18 protein-coding genes are annotated in these 22,006 nt (G+C 28.6%); 5 read left to right on the forward strand and 13 right to left on the reverse strand.

Going from position 1 to position 22,006, the window contains the following annotated elements; all coding sequences use genetic code 11:
- Window positions 1-8: 8 nt before the first annotated feature.
- From CURI_RS13085 to CURI_RS13110, 6 genes are all read right to left on the reverse strand, one after another.
- Window positions 9-1,103: an ABC transporter permease gene (locus tag CURI_RS13085; RefSeq protein WP_014968746.1), complete on the reverse strand. Its 1,095-nt coding sequence runs from the start codon at window positions 1,101-1,103 to the stop codon at window positions 9-11.
- The gene (locus CURI_RS13090) at window positions 1,094-2,278 is read right to left on the reverse strand and encodes an ABC transporter permease (protein WP_014968747.1); all 1,185 of its coding nucleotides are present in this window, start codon (window positions 2,276-2,278) and stop codon (window positions 1,094-1,096) included. The genes CURI_RS13085 and CURI_RS13090 overlap by 10 nt, the downstream gene beginning before the upstream one ends.
- A gap of 11 nt (window positions 2,279-2,289) precedes the next feature.
- Window positions 2,290-3,228, reverse strand: coding sequence for an ABC transporter ATP-binding protein (locus CURI_RS13095; RefSeq protein WP_014968748.1), 939 nt, complete (start codon window positions 3,226-3,228; stop codon window positions 2,290-2,292).
- A gap of 85 nt (window positions 3,229-3,313) precedes the next feature.
- Window positions 3,314-3,961: a response regulator transcription factor gene (locus CURI_RS13100; protein ID WP_014968749.1), complete on the reverse strand. Its 648-nt coding sequence runs from the start codon at window positions 3,959-3,961 to the stop codon at window positions 3,314-3,316.
- A 14-nt stretch (window positions 3,962-3,975) separates the two neighbouring features.
- A complete protein-coding gene (locus CURI_RS13105; protein WP_041702166.1) occupies window positions 3,976-5,145 on the reverse strand; it encodes a sensor histidine kinase in 1,170 nt (389 codons plus the stop codon).
- 178 nt (window positions 5,146-5,323) lie between these two features.
- Window positions 5,324-6,694, reverse strand: a complete 1,371-nt coding sequence (locus tag CURI_RS13110; RefSeq protein WP_014968751.1) for a TraB/GumN family protein — start codon at window positions 6,692-6,694, stop codon at window positions 5,324-5,326.
- A gap of 301 nt (window positions 6,695-6,995) precedes the next feature.
- On the opposite strand from CURI_RS13110, the gene CURI_RS13115 reads away from it, so the two are divergent.
- Window positions 6,996-8,174 carry an amidohydrolase gene (locus CURI_RS13115; RefSeq protein ID WP_041701828.1) on the forward strand — a complete coding sequence of 393 codons (1,179 nt, stop codon included), beginning with the start codon at window positions 6,996-6,998 and terminating at the stop codon, window positions 8,172-8,174.
- Between the two features lie 142 nt (window positions 8,175-8,316).
- Window positions 8,317-10,287, forward strand: coding sequence for a sensor histidine kinase (locus tag CURI_RS13120; RefSeq protein WP_014968753.1), 1,971 nt, complete (start codon window positions 8,317-8,319; stop codon window positions 10,285-10,287).
- A gap of 47 nt (window positions 10,288-10,334) precedes the next feature.
- Here the strand turns inward: CURI_RS13120 and CURI_RS13125 are convergent, their stop codons facing one another.
- The 4 genes from CURI_RS13125 to CURI_RS13140 all read right to left on the reverse strand — a co-directional run bounded on the left by CURI_RS13125 (window position 10,335) and on the right by CURI_RS13140 (window position 14,314).
- A complete protein-coding gene (locus tag CURI_RS13125) occupies window positions 10,335-11,408 on the reverse strand; it encodes a sulfate/molybdate ABC transporter ATP-binding protein (protein WP_014968754.1) in 1,074 nt (357 codons plus the stop codon).
- 12 nt (window positions 11,409-11,420) lie between these two features.
- Window positions 11,421-12,302 (reverse strand): sulfate ABC transporter permease subunit CysW, encoded by an 882-nt coding sequence (gene cysW / locus CURI_RS13130; protein WP_014968755.1) that lies wholly within the window; start codon window positions 12,300-12,302, stop codon window positions 11,421-11,423.
- 19 nt (window positions 12,303-12,321) lie between these two features.
- Window positions 12,322-13,167, reverse strand: a complete 846-nt coding sequence (gene cysT, locus CURI_RS13135; protein WP_014968756.1) for a sulfate ABC transporter permease subunit CysT — start codon at window positions 13,165-13,167, stop codon at window positions 12,322-12,324.
- A gap of 82 nt (window positions 13,168-13,249) precedes the next feature.
- Complete coding sequence (locus CURI_RS13140; RefSeq protein ID WP_014968757.1) at window positions 13,250-14,314, reverse strand: sulfate ABC transporter substrate-binding protein; 1,065 nt, start codon at window positions 14,312-14,314, stop codon at window positions 13,250-13,252.
- Between the two features lie 178 nt (window positions 14,315-14,492).
- On the opposite strand from CURI_RS13140, the gene CURI_RS13145 reads away from it, so the two are divergent.
- The 3 genes from CURI_RS13145 to CURI_RS13155 all read left to right on the forward strand — a co-directional run bounded on the left by CURI_RS13145 (window position 14,493) and on the right by CURI_RS13155 (window position 18,118).
- Complete coding sequence (locus tag CURI_RS13145) at window positions 14,493-15,371, forward strand: helix-turn-helix transcriptional regulator (RefSeq protein WP_014968758.1); 879 nt, start codon at window positions 14,493-14,495, stop codon at window positions 15,369-15,371.
- Between the two features lie 97 nt (window positions 15,372-15,468).
- The gene (locus CURI_RS13150) at window positions 15,469-15,894 is read left to right on the forward strand and encodes a pyridoxamine 5'-phosphate oxidase family protein (RefSeq protein ID WP_014968759.1); all 426 of its coding nucleotides are present in this window, start codon (window positions 15,469-15,471) and stop codon (window positions 15,892-15,894) included.
- 259 nt (window positions 15,895-16,153) lie between these two features.
- Entirely contained in the window at window positions 16,154-18,118 is a 1,965-nt protein-coding gene (locus CURI_RS13155) for an MASE3 domain-containing sensor histidine kinase (protein WP_014968760.1), read from the forward strand.
- Between the two features lie 54 nt (window positions 18,119-18,172).
- On the opposite strand, the gene recQ is transcribed toward CURI_RS13155, so the two are convergent.
- From recQ to CURI_RS13170, 3 genes are all read right to left on the reverse strand, one after another.
- Window positions 18,173-20,377 carry a DNA helicase RecQ gene (gene recQ, locus CURI_RS13160; protein ID WP_014968761.1) on the reverse strand — a complete coding sequence of 735 codons (2,205 nt, stop codon included), beginning with the start codon at window positions 20,375-20,377 and terminating at the stop codon, window positions 18,173-18,175.
- 259 nt (window positions 20,378-20,636) lie between these two features.
- Entirely contained in the window at window positions 20,637-21,329 is a 693-nt protein-coding gene (locus CURI_RS13165; protein ID WP_014968762.1) for a TIGR04282 family arsenosugar biosynthesis glycosyltransferase, read from the reverse strand.
- Window positions 21,326-22,006, reverse strand: a complete 681-nt coding sequence (locus CURI_RS13170; RefSeq protein WP_014968763.1) for a TIGR04283 family arsenosugar biosynthesis glycosyltransferase — start codon at window positions 22,004-22,006, stop codon at window positions 21,326-21,328. Before CURI_RS13170 ends, CURI_RS13165 begins: the two co-directional genes overlap by 4 nt.

Here is a 22,006-nt window from a genome sequence, read left to right on the forward strand (position 1 = left end):
ACCCCCTGTCACTTTATAAAGTTTTTAATTTTAAAATTTCCTGCTGTAAATAGCGCAGCTATCATAAGTATGAGTATAATTGAATTTGGAAATAAAGTTGAACTTTCTAAACTATCCAGTATCCAATATTGAGGCATAAATTTAGCTATATTATCTATTATCCAGAATTTATTATCAAGATAATCTCCACTTAAGGCTACTCCACTTATACTTAATGTTATTATATTAAAAAGAACTAATACAGTAGATACTACTCCTTCGTTTTCAAATATTCTAACTACAAGTAAGGATAAGCTTATAGACATAAGGCTTGATAATGCCATGTTTGTAAATACTATATGGATATTTGTTATACTATAGCCCATTATAAACTTTTGAACTATTAGTATAAATGTATACGTGATCATTTGAAGTGAAAATATAGCTAAGCATATACTTCCCATTATCTCATAACCCCTATTTGGTGTAGCTATAGCTCTAGACAATATATTTTGCTTTCTTAATCTTAATATATCTGTTCCTACTGATGAAGATGAAAGTAATATAAAGTACATTATTAGAGTTAGGGTTAATGCTAATTTAGCATCTGCCCCTTGCTTATATTTATTTACTACACTTTCTTTGTATAGCTTATGCACATCACTTTTATCTTCTATGATATCATGCTTTATTAGTATGTTTTCTTTCACTTTATCGTTTATCTTTTTTTCTAAATCTATTTCTATAGGTAGTACCCCTTTTTCTTCTTGTCTTCTCAAACTCTCTATAACAGGTTTTTTACCATCTTTTATTTTTTGTGTGAAGTCTTTAGGTATTTCGTATATTACTGCAATATCATTTTTTTCTAAAAGTTCTAAAGCTTTTTTTCTATCTTTATAAAAAGTTTGATTGCTCACTTCTATGTCGTCTATTATCTCTTGACCATATTTTCCCCTATCTTCTACATTAAAAGCTATATTTACACTTGGTTTTGCCTTCTCCCCATGATTAAGAAAATAAGTCATATTTATTACTAACAAAGGTGTTACAATCATAGTAAATAAGCTATTTTTATCTTTTATAATTCTCTTCAGATGAACTAAGCTTAAATTTATCATTCGCATGAGTATGTCACCTCTTTTTTCTTAACTCTAATTATGCTTAATGCGTAGAACACTACAGATAATAAAGCAGTTATTATTAGATTTATTTTTATAGAGTTAAAATCATTAAAAATTAAAAAGTTTTTATAAGTTTTTGTTATTATTACATCTGGAGAATAGTTAAATAAGGTTTTAAGTATCTCACTGTTACTTATTTTATCTATTGGAATAAATCCTCCCATAAGAGATTGATATATTATTAGTCCCATCAATATCATATTTGTTTGTTTTTTCTTAAATATTACTGACATAAATCCTGCTATAGTTGTTATTAGTAAGCTTTGAAATATCACTATAGATAATAGCAATGGTAATGAACCCTTAAAAGACATGTCCATCAATCTATAGCTAAATACATATATTAGATTTACAACAATAGCCATGATATAATTTGAAACTAAGTTACAATTAAAGTATTCTACTTTGGTAATAGATGTTGACATTATTCTTTTATATGTACCATTCTCTATGGACATATATTCTGATAATGCTAGTGCCATCATTAGTGTAATAAATGAAAAACTTAATAGTTTTATTGAATAATATTCATAAGAGCTTAAACTTTTCTGTAAATCTAATAAGTTATCTTTTATAGATTTATTACTATATATTTCATTTATATCTTTATTTAAATTGTATATAATCTCTTGTTTATCTTCTTTTGAAATATCTCTTTTATCAATACTCTCTTCTATCAATGTTTGATCTACTATTTTATAGTTATAACTATCTATCACAGAACCTAGTATCTCTCCAAGTCTACTTGCTCCTTCTTTACTTACATTTATATTTACTCTCGTTTCACTATTATCTCTTAATTTTAGTAAATCGCCTTCATATCCTTTAGGAATCTGTATTTCGTATTTTCCTTGGTTATTATTTTTAATCTCTATAATTTCTTTCATATCCTCGCTATTTAAGAAGTTTATTAGTTCTCCTGACAACTTTGTCTTATCATTGTCTACTATACTTATTTCTATTTTTGGCATCTTAACTGATGGTGTAAATAGTTCTGTTTGAAAATAACCTATTATGAAGCTTAAAGCTATGGGAAATATGGTATAGGTTAACACAAGGGGTAGTATCCCTCTAATCATACCCTTGATTCCAATCTTTATAAAAGCCATTAGTCTCATACTATCCCTCCTTAGTCTCTAAGCCTTTTGCCTGTAAGTGCTAAAAATACTTCTTCTAGTGTAGGTTCTTCAAAGTTTATTCCTTTTATTTTTATATCTAGATTTTCAGTAGCTTTTACTAAATCTTCTAATTTAAAGTTTTCTTCATCTATTATTAGCTTTATATTATAGCTTTCTTCTATTAATTCTTTTACACCACTTAAAGACTTTATGTCTCTTAATACTTCTTTGTTATATTCACTTAGCTTTAGTACTATTTTGGTGTTTGTTCCAATCATAGATTTTATGGATTTCTTACTTCCATAAGCTATTTCTTTTCCTAAATCTATTATATATAGATTATTACAAAGTACTTCTACCTCTTGCATATAGTGGGATGTATATATAATAGTTGTTTTATCTTCTCTATTTATTTTTCTGGTAAACTCAAATATATGATTTCGAGATTGAGGATCTACTCCTACCATTGGTTCATCCATGATTAATATCTTTGGTTTATGAATAATCCCACAAGCTATATTTAGTCTTCTTTTCATTCCTCCTGAAAACTTTTTTACTTTTTCTTTTTTCTTATCTAATAATCCTGTTATGTCTAAAACATCATCTATACTTTCTTTTAATTCTTTTCCTTTTAAACCATACAAGCTTCCGAAAAACTCAAGATTATCATAAGCAGATACTTCCTCCATTATAGCTAGTTCTTGAGGAACTAATCCTATTTGTTCTTTTACCTTTATTGGATTAGTTTTTAAATCATATCCCCCTATATTTATACTTCCAGTATCGCTTTCTAAAAGTCCCGTCATTATATTAATCATAGTAGATTTACCTGCCCCGTTAGGGCCTATAAGACCAAATATATCTCCTTCTTCTATATTGAAAGATATATTATCTAATATTAATTTATCATCAAATCTTTTAGTTATATTTTTAACCTCTATTAAGCTCATAAAAAAACCTCCCCCAATTTCCTAATTATATTATAGGAAATTGGGGGAGGTTTAACTATTATCTTAGGTAATTAATAAAAGTGACTCAAGTAACTATTTCATTTTTAAATGCAAATATGACTACTTGAGTTCTATCTCTTAACTCTAGTTTAGATAATATCGTACTTATATTATTTTTTATAGTTCCTTCTGATAAATATAATTTTTTACCTATTTCTTTATTAGTTAGACCATGTGCTATCTCTTTTATTATTGATAATTCTCTTTCAGTAAGCCCGTATTCTTCTAATTCCTTATAGTCATTCTCTTCTTTATGTATGTTAGGTATCATTTTTTCAGCTACTTCTGGATGAACCACTACGCTTCCTTTAATTGATGCTTTTATTCCTTCATATATTAAATCATATGAACTATCTTTTAGTAGGTATCCAGATGCCCCATATCTCAATGCCTCATGTATATATTCTGTGTCATTAAAAGTAGTTAATATAAGTATCTTTACATCTTTAAATTTTTCTTTAATTAATTTAGTACCTATTACTCCATTACACTTAGGCATTCTTATATCTAATAGAACAACATCTACTTGATTTGTATTACAAAATTCAAAAGCTTCTTCACCATCTTCACAAAGTCCTACTACTTCTATATCTGCATATGTAGATAATATTATTTTTAATCCGTCTCTTATTAGTTTCTCATCATCTACTAAAAGAACTTTTATCTTATCCATAACTCGTCATCCTTTCATATGATACCTTTAGATAATTGATTATTTAAGTTTAATACTACTTTCATCAAAAATCCTTGTCCACTTTTGCTATTGTAATCTATATAGCCTCCAACTTCGTTTACCCTCTCATATATACTTCTTAGCCCTATGCCCTTTTTTATATTATCAGTACCTATTCCATTATCTTGTAGTGTTATAATTAAATCGTTATTATCATAGTTCATAAATATATTTACTCTTTCAGCTTTTCCATGTCTTAAGGAATTTGATAAAAACTCTTGAACAACCCTATATATTACGAATGACTGATCAGCGTTTAATGCCCATTTCTCCTTTGTAAATCCTAATCTTACATCTACACCTGTAAGTTTAGTAAAGTTTTTAGCCAAATCTTCTATAGCTATAATGCTTTCATATTTTTCATACTCCATTGGCTTTAGTTCTCTTATTGCAGTTCTTATTTCACTCAATCCATTTTTAGCAAACTCAGCTAAGTTTTTAGCCATATCTGATGCTACATTTCCATCTTTTTTAGATATCTTTTCTATAGCACCTAACTGAATTATTATAGTAGATAAACTGTGTCCTACACTGTCATGTATTTCTCTAGATATTCTATTTCTTTCTCTAAGTAAAGTAAGTTCTTCTATGGACTCTGTATATCTTTCTAAATCTCTGTTTGCCTTTTTCAAATTTTCCTCAGATATTCTGAGTTTATTATATAGCTTTTGTGCTGTTAACCTTCTATTACTTTCAAAACTAATGTATAAACATATTATAGCTAGTACCATATTGGATGAAATCTCTGATATTATGTCGACTAGATTTAATTCTTTTCCTGTATATAACTCCATAATTATACATATAGCTATGCTTAGATACGACTTCTTTCCGTCTAATAAAAATATACTATCTGATATAGCTATAAAGAAATAGAAAAATATTATTCCTTCATAATTTTTATATAAGAAAAATCCCATGATACATTCAACAATTATAGATATAAAAACTAGCAGTTTTTTACTTCTAAATATAAAGAATCTAGTCTGACTATTTATTATAAATAAAAGAACTAATATAACTGAGTATATGTCTATATTTCCTTCTTTAACTAGAGAAATACCAAATATGATAAATAAAAATGATATATATCTAAGTATTGTGAAAAGTCTATTAGTATTCATAACTTTTACCATCGCTTTCATCTGAACTTATTTACTTATCTTTCTAAATATACTTAATTCCATACATTATATAATATCACTATACACGATTATAGAATAATAAATTTAATATATGGTTATTAGTATATTTTTCAAGAAAAAAACTAGAGGTCTACTTTCCCCTAGCCTTTCTTTTAAACTATTTAATATGTTCTAGTTTGTATCCTCTTTCTTCTAGCCCTTTTAAAACTCCCGTTTTTCCAAATAGGTGTCCAGCTCCAAATACTACAAAGTAAGTTCCTTCATCTTCTGAATTTAAATAACCATCTATTTTTTTAGTCATATTTATGTTTCTTTCATGCCATAGCTTTTCATTATATTCCGTATCTTCTTTTGTAGCAATATTTATAATTTCTTCAAACCCATTAATATCTGAGTTTTTCCAGTAGTTCCACATTGTCTGCATCATTTCTCCCTGAATTGTAATATCATTATTAGTTTTACCTAAAGATAATAGTGTACCTTCTAAGTTTTCTTCTTGGGTTTCTGGAGAAAAGTTGTCAAATAAATCAAACTGAAACTTAGCCCCTTCTAATTCCAGTATTTCTTTATTAAAAACGCCTTTTGTTAAAAAATATTGATCAATACCCATTGCTTTCTCATATTCTGAAGTCTGGTAATCTAGAGTAGCTAGTGATAAAGCAGTATACCATGGTTTCGCTTTTTCAAATATAGAGTAATCTATACCATATTCCTCTAACTTTTTTAATAAGAGTTCGTGGGTTTCTTCAGATATATTATCTTTCAAACTACCTTCTTTATAAAACCCTTTGTCTAAAATTTCATTTTGAATATTCTCTAAGTCTAATATATTTACTTCAACTGATAAATGAGTTGAATCCTTAAATATATCAGTTATTTTACTATCTAAAGGATATAAATCTTTCTTTGCTATATGTATTGATCCAAGTATATAGACATCATTCTTACCACCTGAAACTTTCCACATTAAGCCCTTGGATGTATTCCCTAGTTCTTTAGCTACAAGTTCATATATTCTTTTTGATATTATAATAGCCTGTTCCTTAGTACATCTGCTTTTTAGCTTTAAGTCATTTCCCGATCCTTTCAAGATATTTTTAGAAATCATATATTTAACTGGATCAGTCTCATCTATTTTCACATTACCTATAGCCTTTAAAGTGTTGTAAAACACGGCCATAACATCTTCTTTTGTAACATATTCATTTAAACTTATCTTAGTATTATCAATTTTATCTTTGTTACTACTATCAGTGTCTAAGCTGTTATAAAGCAAAGTATCTAATGTTAATAAATCCTCAGCAGTTATATGTTTTTTATAATCTTTAGATAGCTCCTGATTTATAACACCATATATTTCTGCATCTATTATCTCATCCACAGCCCATTTACTTGGTACATCTTGAGATACGTTGTCTTCTAAACTAATTTCACCTGAAAGTGCATAAGTTGAGTTTGGTAATATAAAGCTTGAAATAAACAGTGTTAAAGCTATTAAAAATGATGATACTTTAATATTTATTTTCAATTCTATACAATCTCCTTTCATATTTCTTTATGTAAAAAATTATCCCTTTAGTAATTTAGTTATAGTATAAAGTATTCCAGCATATCTTAATATTGCCTTTAGTAATTAATAGTAATGACCTAAGTCATTTTATATACTTAATTTTACTTGAGGCTTATTAAAATATGTAATAAACTATTATATGTTACCAAAATATATCTTGACTAATTAAAACTTGATAAAATAATACAAACATATCTAATTTAAAATATAGTAATGTCTGTTTTATATTTGTTTATAAAAGTTCGAAAGGATGATATTGTTGGATCTTAAAGATTATATTTCTCTTTACGAGGATTACGTGATAAACCTTAGAAGGTTTTTTCATGAGTATCCTGAGTTAAGTGGTGAAGAAATAAACACATCTATGAAAATAAGAGAAGAACTAGATAAGATGAATATTGAATATGAGATCGTAGGGGATTTTGGAATAATAGGAACTTTGAAAGGAAGAAATCAGGGTAAGACAATTGCACTTAGAGCTGATATGGATGCACTTCCAATCCCAGAAAGTGAATTTAACTTATCTCAAAAAAAGTCGATAATATCAAGTATAAGTAATATATCTCATGCATGTGGCCATGATGGTCATTCCGCTATGCTCCTTGGTACTGCAAAAATATTATCTGATTTAAGAAATAGTTTTGATGGTACTATTCTTTTTTGTTTTGAGCAAGGAGAAGAAGATGGTTCTGGGGTACTTCCCATGCTTGAAAAATTGGAACCCAAGAATGTAGATGCTATGTGGGGGATACATCTATATTCTGAACTTCCTTCAGGCATGATATGTGTTGACGAAGGTCCTAGAATGTCTGGAGCTACTGTTTTTAGTGTCAATATAAGTGGAAAAGGAGGTCATGGTTCTAGTCCTCATCAGACTATAGATCCTATAAATTGTACCGTTCAAATAATATCTAACTTATCATCTATATTGTCAAGAGAATTGAATCCAATTGATACAGGGGTACTAACTATTGGACACATAAACGCAGGAAAGGCACCAAACGTTATTCCTGATTCGGCTCTATTTAGTGGAACTATGAGATATTTTGACTTAGATATAGGAGCCCAAATTATAGAATCTTTCAAAAGAATAGTATTTAATACTGCTTCTGCCCATAACTGTATAGTCAACTTAACCCTAGATGGTCCTGGCTATCCTGTTATAAACGATTCTAATTTATCTTTTTTAGCCAAAACTTCTATTGAAAATAGTATAGGTAAAGAATTCTTAACTAGTTGTAAACCTTGGATGGCATCTGAGTCTATGTCACGTTACCTTAGAAAATATCCTGGTGTTTTCGCATTTTTAGGAATAAATAATACAGGACTTGGCACTGGTGCTCCACATCATAACCCTAGCTTCGATATTGATGAGTCTTGCTTAAAAAATGGTGTAGCTTCATCTGTTCAGTTTGCATTAGACTTCTTAAAATCTTAAATAAACTTATATTTAATTTTATAGGTTGATTAATAAGTGTTTTGTTATATTTACATTTATTACATCTTATAATATTGTCTTTTTTATATGGTAGTTATATCCATTTTAGTATGTAATTTAATCAAAGCTCAGGAGGAATGCAATGTTTGCAGAAATATTTGACAAAAGAAAAGCGCTGAAATTTTTATTTACTTTATGTTTATTTTTTTTAATGTACTACATATACTTTCATGATTTAAAATCGTTCTTATTTATAACAGATAGTTTGGAAGCTTTAATGGGATTTATTATTGCAACTATAGCCATAAATACTTACAATATATCAAGAAACAAAATATTTACTTTTTTAGCTATATCTCTAGGTTTCTTTAGTATAACAGAGGTAGCTTCCGTATTGTTCAACTACTATAATTATCTTGATACTCTATTGAGTGAACATATGTATATACAAATTTTCGGAAGTTATTTAAAGATTTTTTCTATCATATTATCTTATAAATTTTATGATAAATATATTAATTTTAAGTTAATCAATCTCTTATATTTTATTGCAGTTTTAAGTTTTCTTTTACTTTTATTTGTTTTTAATGTGTTTCCATCTATATATACTACTGTATTCTTAAACTTTACTATAAAAGATCTTCTTAATTTTATACTATATATGATTTCTTTATATTCATTATATATGTTCTATAAAAATGATGATAATCTTAACTTAAGCGATATGAGAATTTTAATGTATATAGCATTTTTCTTTAACTTCGCTATAACTTTATTTTGTTTACATAGAACAGGAAAGCCTAGCAGTATTTTTAGATTTGCTGCAAATATTTCATTATTAGTTCATCTTTACTTTATGTGTAAAGTTATTATTCAGGCTGTTTTAGTTAAACCATATAATATGCTGTTTTATGATCTAGATAAGAAATCTAAGGAACTTGAAAAAAGTAAAGATTTATATAAAGGTTTAGTTGATTCGTTACCTGCATCCGTACTTATAAGAAAAAATAATAAAATTTTATTTTCAAACGTTACATCTTTAAATTTATTTAAATGTAATGAAAAAGATGGTTTAAAAGGTAAAGATATAACTAGTATGATACCTAGTGATCATATAATTGATTTTATGAAAAATTCGAAAAGTCGTAAAGATTCTTTTGAAACTAAATTTAAAACTTACGATGAAGATACATTTGATGCTATGGTTAGTGAGATAAATGTCACATTTGAGGATTCCCAATGTGTTTTAGCTTTAATTAGAGATATTTCTGAACGTAAAAAAATTGATGAACTTAATATGAAGCTTCAGAAAAAAATAGAAGAAGATAATCTTAGAACTGAATTCTTCTCTAATCTTTCCCATGAGCTTAAAACACCTATAAACGTTATTTATAGTATTCTTCAACTTGAAGATATCTATATTAAAAATAGAGACATTGATGGTATAGAAAAACACAATCATGTATTAAAGCAAAATTGTTTTAGACTTCTTAGAATATGTAATAATCTTATAGATGTCACAAGAATAGATGGTGGTTTTTTTAAACCTAATATGAAGTGTAAAAACATTGTTCATACAATAGAAAGTATAGTTGACTCTGTTGTGTATTACATAGGATCCAAGAATATGGAGATTGTATTTGATACCCAGTCTGAGGAAATTTATACTCTATATGATGAGGACTTAGTAGAAAGAATTATTTTAAATCTGATTTCAAATTCATTAAAATATGGAAATCAGTACGGAAATATATGGGTCAATATATATGATGAACAGGAAAATATAAAAATAATTTTTAAAGATGATGGTCCTGGAATAGCAAAAGATGAGTGCGAAAATATATTTGAACGATTTGTTCAAGTAGACAGATCTTTTACAAGAAAATGTGAGGGAAGTGGACTTGGTCTTTCTCTTGTAAAATCTCTCATAGAACTTCATAATGGAAGTATAACCTTAAATAGTGGTGAAGGTTTAGGATGTGAATTTATAATTCGACTTCCTAAGTACTCAGACCTTATTATTGATGAAGTAGCCGTGTCTAATGATAAAGTATTAGAAAACAATGATCTTGTTGATAAAGTTCAAATAGAATTTTCTGATATCTATCTGTAAATATATAATAGCCGTATATCTATTAAAATATAGATATACGGCTATTTTTATATAACATAATCTTCAGGTATAAACACTTTCACATCTTTAAGTCTTACAAATACCGCTTCACCAGTTTTAAGATTAAGCTCTTTATAAACATCTCTACTTAGTTCAGCCTCTAGATACTGATCCTCGTCTTCTCTTTTTAACTCTATATGAATAGTAGATCCTAATGGTCTTATAAATATAATCTTAGCTCTTATAAACCCTTTGCCTGTATGTTCTCTTTTTATTTCTATATTATATGGTCTTACATAACTCACTGCATTCTCACTAGTTCTATCCATATATTCTGGGGCATCAAATTCAGCAGTTCCTATCCTAACTTTTCCTCCTTGAACTCTACCTTTAAACAAGTTTACATTTCCAAGAAAGTTATATACAAAAGGTGTAGCTGGATTTTCATATACCTCCTCGGGAGTTCCTATCTGTTCTATTTTACCTTGATTTAAAATTACGATTCTATCTGCAACATCCATAGCTTCCTCCTGATCATGAGTTACAAATAGGCTTGTAATTGATATATCATTATGGAGATTTCTAAGCCATCTTCTTAAATCTTTCCGAACTTTAGCATCTAGCGCTCCAAATGGTTCATCAAGAAGCAATACTTTAGGTTCCACCGCTAAGGCTCTTGCTAGAGCTATCCTTTGTCTTTGACCTCCAGATAGCTGAGTTGGATACCTATTTCCAAATTCCTTCATTTTAACTAACTCTAATAGTTCTTCTACTTTTTCTTTTATCTCCTTCTTACTAAGTCTATATTTTTTAGGACGAATATTTAATCCAAATGCTATATTATCAAATACAGTCATCTGTTTAAATAGCGCATAATGCTGAAATACAAACCCTACACCACGATCCTGAACTCTTTTTTTAGTATGATCTTCTCCATTAAACAAGATATTTCCATAGTCTGAAGTCTCAAGCCCAGCTATTATTCTTAGTAAAGTAGTTTTACCTGAACCAGAAGGTCCTAGTAATGCAACTAATTCTCCGGTCTTTACTTCTAAGTTAATATTTTCTAATGCCTTATAACTTTCAAAACTTTTAGATACATCATTTACTTCTATGCTCATAAAATCATCCCCCTAATTTTCTAACTCTTTGCTTATCTTCCACCCTATAAATTTCTTTAATATCAAATTTATTATGGCTATTATGGTTAACAAGGATGCTACTGAAAAAGCAGATACAAATTTATATTCGTTATATAATATCTCTACATGTAATGGTAGTGTTGTCGTAACACCCCTTATATGTCCAGAAACTACTGACACTGCACCAAATTCACCTGCTGCTCTAGCTAGCGTCAATACTATTCCATATAAAAGGGCCCATTTTATATTAGGAAGAGTGACTAAAAAAAAAGTCTTCCATCCACTAGCCCCTAATGTTAATGCTGCTTCTTCTTCAGTACTTCCTTGGGATTGCATAAGAGGGATAAGTTCTCTTGCAACAAATGGAAATGTCACAAATATAGTTGCTAGTATTATCCCTGGAGTATTAAATATGATTCTTATGTCATGATTAGTTAAAAAATCTCCGAGAAGTCCATGACTATTACTGAATAATAACACAAATATAAATCCAGCAATAACTGGAGAAATAGCAAATGGTAAGTCTATTATAGTTATAAGAAGATTTTTTCCCCTGAACTCAAATTTAGCTATTGCCCATGCTGCTATTACTCCAAATATAGTATTTAGTGGAACCGATATTAATATAGTTATTAGTGATAGCCTCAAAGCTTTTATAGTCATTACATCTTTTATAGAATCTATATATACTAGCACCCCATTTTGTAATGCTTTAGAAAATACTGCTACAAGTGGTATAACTAAAATTAGTCCTACATAAATTAAAGCTATAGATACTAAAATCCACTGTACTAACTTTGACTCTTTCGTTACCTCAATGTTTGACGTAGTCTTAGAATCTTCTTTTTCTTTTAATGATATATCTACACTCAATATAATCCCTCCTTTACAATTAGGTATGTTTAGTAGCTACTTTCCATTGAATAAAATTTATTATAAGCAATAATATAAAAGAAATTACGAGCATGATTGCTGCAACTGCAGTAGCTCCAGTATAATCATACTGTTCTAGTTTAGTCATAATTATAAGTGGAGATATTTCCGTTTTCATAGGCATATTTCCAGCAATAAATATAACAGAACCATATTCCCCTAAAGTTCTTGAAAAAGCTAAAGAAAATCCAGTTATTAATGCTGGCAATACTTCTGGAATTATAACTTTAGTAAAAGTTTGAAAACGTGTTGCTCCTAAACTAGCTGCCGCTTCTTCTAATTCTTTATCAAGATTAATTAGTACTGGCTGAACAGTTCTAATTATGAACGGAAACCCAACAAATATAAGTGCTACAACAATTCCTAAGAAAGTAAATGATACCTTTATTCCGAATAAACTCAGATACTTTCCTATCCATCCTTCTTCCGCATATAGTGTCGCTAATGTTATTCCAGCAACTGCTGTAGGAAGTGCAAAAGGCAAATCCACAAGTGCATCTATAATTTGCTTTCCTGGAAAATCATATCTAACCAATACCCATGCTAGTAAAAATCCGAAAACTACATTTACAAGACTTGCAATAAATGCGGCTCCAAAGCTTACTCTAAATGAATCCAAGACTCTTGGTTCTGTAGCTACCTGTATGAATTTTTCCCACCCCATATTAGCAGTATTTAAAAATACCATTGATATTGGAATTAAAACTAGAAAACTAATATAAAGTACTGTAAATCCTAAAGTAAGTCCAAAGCCTGGTATTATACTATATTTCTTGACCTTGGAAATTTTATGTGACAGTTCCACAACTATACCTCCTTGAACCAATATTCTATCTTTATATCAATATAGGGATGATGAACTTTAAGAAGTTTACCATCCCTATTTATTATTTACTGATTATCTCATCAAAAACTCCGCCATCATCAAAGTGTTCTTTCTGTGCCTTACTCCATCCTCCAAATACATCATCTATTGTAAATAGTTCTATCTTAGGAAATTCACTTTCATACTTCTTCGCTATCTCTTGATTTCTTGGACGATAATAGTTTTTAGCTGCAATTTCTTGACCTATATCTGTATATAAGTATTCTAGATATGCTTCTGCAACTTCTCTTGTTCCTTTTTTATCTACATTTTCATCTACTACTGCTACTGGTGGTTCTGCTAATATACTTACTGAAGGTACTACTATTTCAAATTCTCCATCCCCAAATTCTTTCATTGATAATAAAGCTTCATTTTCCCAAGCTAATAAAACATCTCCTTGCTTACGTTCAACAAAAGTTGTAGTAGATCCCCTCGCTCCTGTATCTAGTACGGGAACATTAGCAAATAACTTCTTAACAAATTCTTTAGCTCCATCTGCATCTCCACCATTTCTTTTTAACTCATATCCCCATGCAGCAAGATAGTTCCATCGTGCTCCTCCAGATGTTTTTGGATTAGGTGTAATTACTTCTACTCCTTCTTTAACTAAATCATCCCAATCTTTTATTCCTTTAGGATTTCCAGCTCTAACTAAGAAAACTATAGTTGATGTGTATGGTGTAGAGTTATTTTCAAGTCTTTTTTGCCATCCTGACTTTATAATTTCTTTCTTAGTATTTATTGAGTCTATATCGTATGCAAGTGCCAGTGTAACTACGTCAGCATCTAATCCATCTAATACTGTACGCGCTTGCTTACCTGACCCTCCATGTGACTGTTCTACTTCTACCTCTTGCCCTGTTTTATCTTTCCAATAGCTTATAAATGATTTATTAAACTCATCATATAATTCCCTTGTTGGATCATAAGAAACATTTAGAATTTTAACTTTTTCTGTATTTTTACTATCTGCAATATTGCTATTTGTTTGTTCTCCGCCCTTAGTACTGCAACCTATCAAAGCCCCTGTAGTAGTTAGAATTGCTAACACTAATGATAAATACTTACTTTTCAGCTTAATCATAATTTTCTCCTCCTTTTCAATACCCAAGTAATCCTATAGGTTAATATGTATATTATGTTAAATCTCATATAATGTCAATACTATTTTTCTTTTTTATTTTTATTAATTTTAAGTCACTATACTGAATAGGAATCCTATACACTATGTTATAATTTATATCAAAGGAAGGTGGGAGAATATGTTAGACACTAAGTATCAAAAGATTAAAAGGCTTATAGGTCCTATAACTAGTGAACAATTAAAGTATGTAGACAGTTTTCCTAGCGATAATTTAGGAGTATTTACGCCTGTTTCAGGACCGTGTCTATATTCTATATCTCCTATGCATACTCATCCGTCTTATATGTTCGTGATTTATTTTAGCAACGATGCAACTCTAATTATAGATAATGTTAAAATTAAGTCGGAGCAGGGAAAACTTCAAGCATTATCTCCAAATATACCTCACCATGAAGTTTTGGATGAAGGTTTTAATAGATATATTGCAATATTTATTGACAAAGACTTTTTTGAATTACAGCTTGAAGAATATAGTGTAAAAGATAATTTATTATTTAATGGAGAGTCTTATAGCTTATCTCCTAACCTCATTTCTAAAATAAAGGAGTTCATTTTAGAAATAGATAATGATATTCCAGGTGGACGAATAGTTGCTCACTGCATTAGTATTGAAATATGTCATATCATAATTAGAAGCATATTAAATATCAGTCATAAGCGAGATATAATATCAACTCGTATGGAAATCGATAAAGTAATAAATTTTATTAGCTCAAATTATGGTGATAATATCTCAATAGATAAATTAGCTAAAGTGGCTTGTATGTCTTCGTCTCACCTTACTCGAATATTTAAAAGAGAATTACAAATATCACCTATGAAATATTTATATAGAGTGCGTATGAACAAAGTTAAAGAGCTTTTAAGACTTAAAGAAAAGTCCATAACGCAAATAGCCTTGGAGTGTGGCTTCAATAGCTCCTCTTACTTATCATCTTGCTTTTATAAGGATTTCAAAATTACCCCTACAGAATATCAGAATTCTTGGAATGAATGATTTAATTTTTAAAGACTATGATCGTTTTTTTAAAGACTCGTCTCCTAAATCTGTATATAATCTAATGAAATAATTCAATTAATTAGGGGGAGTTAATATGGGTTTTAACGAGATAATTAAATTCGCAAATGAAAATCAAAGTTGCTTTTTATCAACTATAGACGAAAATAAACCAAGAGTAAGAGGTATGCTAATGTGGTTTGCAGATGAAAGTGGGTTTTACTTTCATACTAGTTCCACAAAACAATTATATTTACAATTAGTGGCTAACAACAATATTGAACTTTGTTTTCTTTCTTCTGGAGACAACAGTAAAATGATGAGAGTCAATGGAAAAATTTCATTTCTAAATGACAATATTTTAAAAGAAAAATTACTAAAAGAAAGACCTTGGCTAAATCAAATGTCTGAAGATGATATTGATAATTTCCTTATAGTATTCAAAGTATATACCGGTGAATGTCATTTCTGGACTATGGCAGATAACATGATGGAAGGAAAAATAGAAAAAATAAGTTTTTAATTGAATCTTAAAAATAGATAGATTTTATAGTAGTCACTTTCCCGTGAGAAGTACCTTACCGCAGTAGAGTGACTATTTTTTGGATTCTAAAGTTAAAACAAAAAATAATCATGCTTTAATTCAAACCCATATATTAGTTCAATTTTAAATACTTTCAAATATCTATACATATTTAGGACTCTATGATATTATTATCTTTGTATGTTAATTTTTTGTATATTATCATATAATCTTGACATTAAAACTTAGGAGGATAATAATGCCATTCGCAATATTCAAACAAAAGAAAGTATTAAAGCCTTTGTTAACTTTATGTTTATTTTTTACTTTGTATCTAATATACCTTTATAATTCAAATGCATTTATGTTTTTATCAAATGGATGTGAAGTTTTTATCGGATTTACTATTATGATTATAGCTATAAACACACGTAATATATCACAAAATAAAACATTTACTCTCTTGGCTCTATCATTAGGTTTTGTTAGTCTTGTAGAGATGGTATCTATATTTTTCGCTTATAATGCTAATATTCATACTTCCTCAGATAAATATATATACTTACAAGTCTTTGGGGATTATTTAAAGGTACTCTCTATAATATTATTTTGCAAGTTTTATAATAAACCTATTAAATTTAAGGCTATTGCTTCATGGTATTCAGCTTTCATTTTAATATTTATGTTACTCTTAATTTGTTTCGATGTTTTTCCATCTATACATGAAATCTTATTTTTTAATATTACTATAAGGAATACTGCGAATATACTTCTTTACATAGTTTCTTTACTTTTAACACATGATATTTATAAAAATAGGAGAAAATTTACTTCGCATGATGCAAAGACTTTATTATCCATATCTGTTTCTCTTAATATAACTATTCTTTTATTTATTTTTGCTAAACCTTATGATAAGATTTTTAACCCGACTGCTCATATAGCTTTATTAGTATATTTGTTTTTTGTATATAAGATGGTTATACAATCTATTTTAGTTGAACCATATAATATGCTTTTTAATGATTTAGTTAAAAGGACTAATGAGCTCGAAAAAACTAAAGATCTGTATAAGGATTTAGTTGAGTCTTTACCTGCATCTATACTTATAAGACAAGATGATAAAATAGTATTTGCAAATGCTACGTCTTTAAATTTATTTAAATGTAGTAACAAAAATGATATAAAAGGTAAACATATAACTAGTATGATTTCCCCTGAGTGTATTGTATCTTTTATAGAAAAATCAAAATCAGATGAAGGCTCTTTTGAAACTCAATTTAAAACTTTAGATGAAAACGTTTTTGATGCAGAGGTTAGTGAAATAGATATCTTATTTAACGATTCTCCATGTACATTGACTTTAATTAAAGACATATCTGAAAAGAAAAAAATTAATGAGCTTAATCTAAAGCTACAAAGAAAAATAGAGGAAGATACTATTAGAAACAACTTTTTTTCTAATCTTTCTCACGAGCTTCGAACACCTATAAACGTAATGTACAGTGCCATTCAGTTACAAGATATATATATCAGTAATAAAAATATAGATGGTATTATGAAGTATAACGAAATAATAAAACAAAACTGCTTTCGTCTTCTTAGAATGTGTAACAACTTAATAGATATAACAAGATTAGACTCCAACTATCTTAACCCTAATAAAAGTTTCTTAAATATAGTTACTATAATTGAAAATATTATTCTATCAGTTTCTTTTCATGTAAAAAATAAAAATATGAGTATTGTATTTGATACCAATATAGAAGAATGCTTTGTATTATGTGACGGTGATATAATAGAACGAATCATGTTAAATTTAATATCAAACTCATTAAAATATGGTAAAGATCATGGCAATATTTTAGTTAATATAGTTGATGATGATGACCACATTTCTATATTTTTTGAAGACGATGGTCCAGGTATACCAAAAGATAGTCTAGATAGTATATTTGATAGGTTCGTTCAAGTGGACAAGTCCTTTACGAGAATATCTGAGGGAAGTGGACTTGGATTACCTCTAGTGAAGTCCCTTGTGGAACTTTTGGATGGAAGTATAAGTTTAACAAGTGTTGAAGGTGAGGGTTGTAAATATAAAATTACTTTCCCTAAAGCCTTAAACTTTAGCTATAGTGAAGTTGCTGTCTTTAGTGATAAATACATAGAGAGTACAAAGACGATAGAAAAAGTTAATATAGAATTCTCTGATATATACTTATAAATATACTAGAAACCGTACATTTGTGTAAAATTTAAATGTACGGTTTCTAAAAATCTAAAATTTACTTTTAATTAAAATTAATTTTATATCCAAATAACTAATATCATCTGGAAGACTTTCTTTTATAGGCTTTAACTTTTCCCTACCTACTTTTTTTATTGCTTCTAGTATCATTTTTTCTTTTTCTGTGTCACTAACAAAACTAGACCAGTCTATATCTTTTCCATCCTCTTCAAGTTTCATAAGATGTTTTAAAACTGTTTCTTCAGTTAAATTTCTTTCTTCGGCTATCTTATCTAATGATTTTCCTTCTATATATTTATTATATGTTAATTCATAAGTAGATTCTATTTCAATTGAACCATCATCAATTTTATAATTATCATTAGTTTGATTACTTTCTCTATTAATATTTTCTCTTACTTTTTCTATATCTATATTTTTATCCTGACAATAGTCTTTAATAGCATTTATAAAGTTTTTTCCATAGTTTTCGTATTTCTTAATCCCTACTCCTTTTATTTTAAGGAGTTCATCTTTATTTTGTGGATAATATGAAGACATTTGTTTTAAAGTTATATCATGAAATATTACAAAAGGTGGTAATTCTTTTTCTTTAGAGATTTCAAATCTTATATCTCTTAAAAGAGCAAATAATTCCTCATCGTATTCTTCAATAGTATTTTTTATTTTACTATTTTCACCATTCTTGTTATCAATTCTTCTTCTATGAACTAATTCTCTTTTATGATATATCTTTTCTTTTCCTTTTAAAATATCCATAGATTTTTGTGTTAACTTTAAAATAGGAAATCTATCAGTAGTTATACCCAAATATCCTTTAGATACAAGTGTCATTATTATTTCTCTTATACTTCCTTCACTATATTCCTTCATAATTCCGTAAGTTGATATTCTATCAAGTCCATAAGTTAATATGTTCTTATTTTTTGAACCTCTTAAAGTTTGTATAATAGTACCTGCACCGTATCTTTGATCCGCTCTATATATGCACGATAGTATTTTTTGGGATTCAATAGTTATATCTATCATTTCACCTTCATCTAAACAGTTACCGCAACTTCCACAATTATCTTCCTTTAACTCTTCTCCAAAATATTTAAGTATATCATTTCTTAAACATTCATTTGTATGGCAAAAATCCACTAAATACTGAAGATTTTCATACATTAATTTTTCTCGTTCAGGTGATAACGTCTCACTCTGTATAATAAATTTCTGATTTACTATATCTGATGGTGAATACATAAGTATACATTCACTCTGCTCTCCATCACGTCCAGCTCTTCCTGCCTCTTGATAGTAACTTTCCATATTTTTAGGCATATTATAGTGAATCACATATCTTACATCTGGCTTGTTTATTCCCATTCCAAAAGCATTAGTTGCTATGATAATTTTTGTTTTATCTAAGATAAAATCATCTTGATTATATTGTCTATCTTCTGAACTCATTCCTCCATGATATCCTATAGCTGAAAACTTTTTCTCGTTTAGCTTTTTAGTTAGGGACTCTACAGTTTTTCTTGTAGAGCAATATATTATTCCTGATGATTCCCTAGGTATATTTTCTAAGTAGTCTATCAAATAATTAAACTTATTACTAGGTTTTACTACACTGTATATCAGATTTGGTCTATCAAATCCAGTTATTATTTCTATAGGATTGGATAAATTTATTATTTGTTTTATTTCTTTTACTACTTCTTTTGTAGCAGTAGCAGTAAAAGCAGCCACTAATGGTTTCTTATTTAGTGAATTTATAAATCTAGGTATTTCTACGTAACTCGGTCTAAAATCGTGACCCCACTGACTTATACAATGAGCTTCATCTATCGCAACTAGTGATACTTCTATACTGTTCATTAAATTTAAGAATATACTACTACCTAATCTTTCTGGTGCTACATATATAATTTTGTATTTGTTATTTTTTATTTCTTCTATTCTATTTACTAGATCATTATTATCTAAAGTACTATTTATAAATGTAGCTGGAATTCCTACCTCATTCAGAGAGTCTACTTGGTCTTTCATTAATGATATTAGCGGTGATATAACTATAGTCATATTTTCTAATAGTATAGCTGGTAATTGATAACATAGTGATTTTCCCCCACCTGTAGGCATAATTCCTAATGCGTCTCTTCCACTAAGTATCCCCCTTATTATTTCTTCCTGACCTGTCCTAAATTCGTCGTAACCAAAGTGTATTTTCAATGCTTCTTTTATCTGCATTGCCAGAACCCCTTTTCTAAAATAAACTTATTTTTTATCATATTGTTTGATTATATCATAGTCAATTGTACTTATAAAATATAATGGATATGATGACGATGGGCAAGAAAGAAGATGATTTTCAATAAAATATAGTCCTCTATAAGAATTTTATATTAGATTGTTGTTTTTATTAATTGTACTAGAATATATTTAATGTACAAATGAATATAAGTATATCTATAAGCCCAATTAAACTCTATGCCTTAAATATCCCTATCTAGTTTGATTTATATTTACTTAATTCTAACCATTCAAATAATTTAGCTCTTTCTGGTAGATGCCTTCCTTTTGTTAATAATAGATATTGGTATAGGGCTTCAAAGTCATCTATTTTATCTACGTCACTCATTTTATTTAAAAAATCATAGTATATATTTTCGTTTTTCAACTTTTGTAGCAACTGTTCAAGAGTATCTTCTCTGCTATAAGAAACACTTGTCCATATGTTTTCGGTGATTAAATAAGAGCATCCAAAAAGATAAAATCCTCCATCATATGCAGGTCCAACAACACAATTTTTTGGATTTTCATTTAATTTATCTATAGTTTTTAATATCAGTTCATATTCAATTTGAGGGCTATCTGTACCAATTAATATAACTTTATTATGTTTCTTTAAAAGTTTATCTGATATATTAAATAATCGTTTCCCTAAATCTCCTTCTCCTGTCCATATAGTCTTAAATTTATTCCACATTGGATGATTTAGTCCATTCTCTTCTGCTAATGCCCAATAGAGCTCTACAGAGCTTTGTGATTTCATTTTTAGTTCCAATAATACTTCTTCAGTGGCTTTGACACTCATTTCATAAAATATTTCTGCCGTATCTTTTCCTATATCTTTAGCAAGTCTCGTTTTTACTTGTGAAAGTCCAGGTGTTTTTGCAAATACGGCTATTGCAGTACTCATGTTTTATCACTCCTATTATGCTTTTTAAAGTCTTTATATGCTTGAATTTGCCACAGATATAGATGTGTAAGAGTAGTTTTAAGCCAACCATTTTTTTTATATTTCCTACCACTAGTATAAAGTTTTGCTTTTATTACTGTTAACTTAACTTTATTTCTGATAGCATGTTTGACAAATAAATGATCTTCTCCATAAGGGGCATCAATTACATATCCACCTAATTGTTCAAAAATATCTCTTCTTATACAGAATCCTTGATCTCCAAAAGGTGTTTTCAAAAAGTGTGATCTAAAATAAACTCCCAGTTCATTTAGTTTTATTGCCTTAGGTGCATCATAAAATGCTAAGTTAAAATATAAAAGATCTTCTGGATTTTCATACATAGCTCGAATTAACGATGGTACTGTATCTTTATCTAGCCTTGAATCTGCATGGAGGAACCATAGAAATTCTCCCTTAGACTCCTTAGCTCCTACATTCATACTCTTTCCCCTTCCAGATGGAGACAATATTTTTCTAACCGTTAACTTACTATCTACACTAATATCATCCAAATTTTCAAAGCTCGAAGTAACTAGTAAAATCTCTATATCTTTTGGTAATTCTTTTAAATCTTCCATAAGATATTTTAATTGTCCCTCTTTAAATCCTACTGGCATTACTATAGATAATCTCAT

Origin of the sequence: Gottschalkia acidurici 9a, from assembly GCF_000299355.1 — a bacterium.
Classification (GTDB): Bacteria; Bacillota; Clostridia; order Tissierellales; family Gottschalkiaceae; genus Gottschalkia; species Gottschalkia acidurici.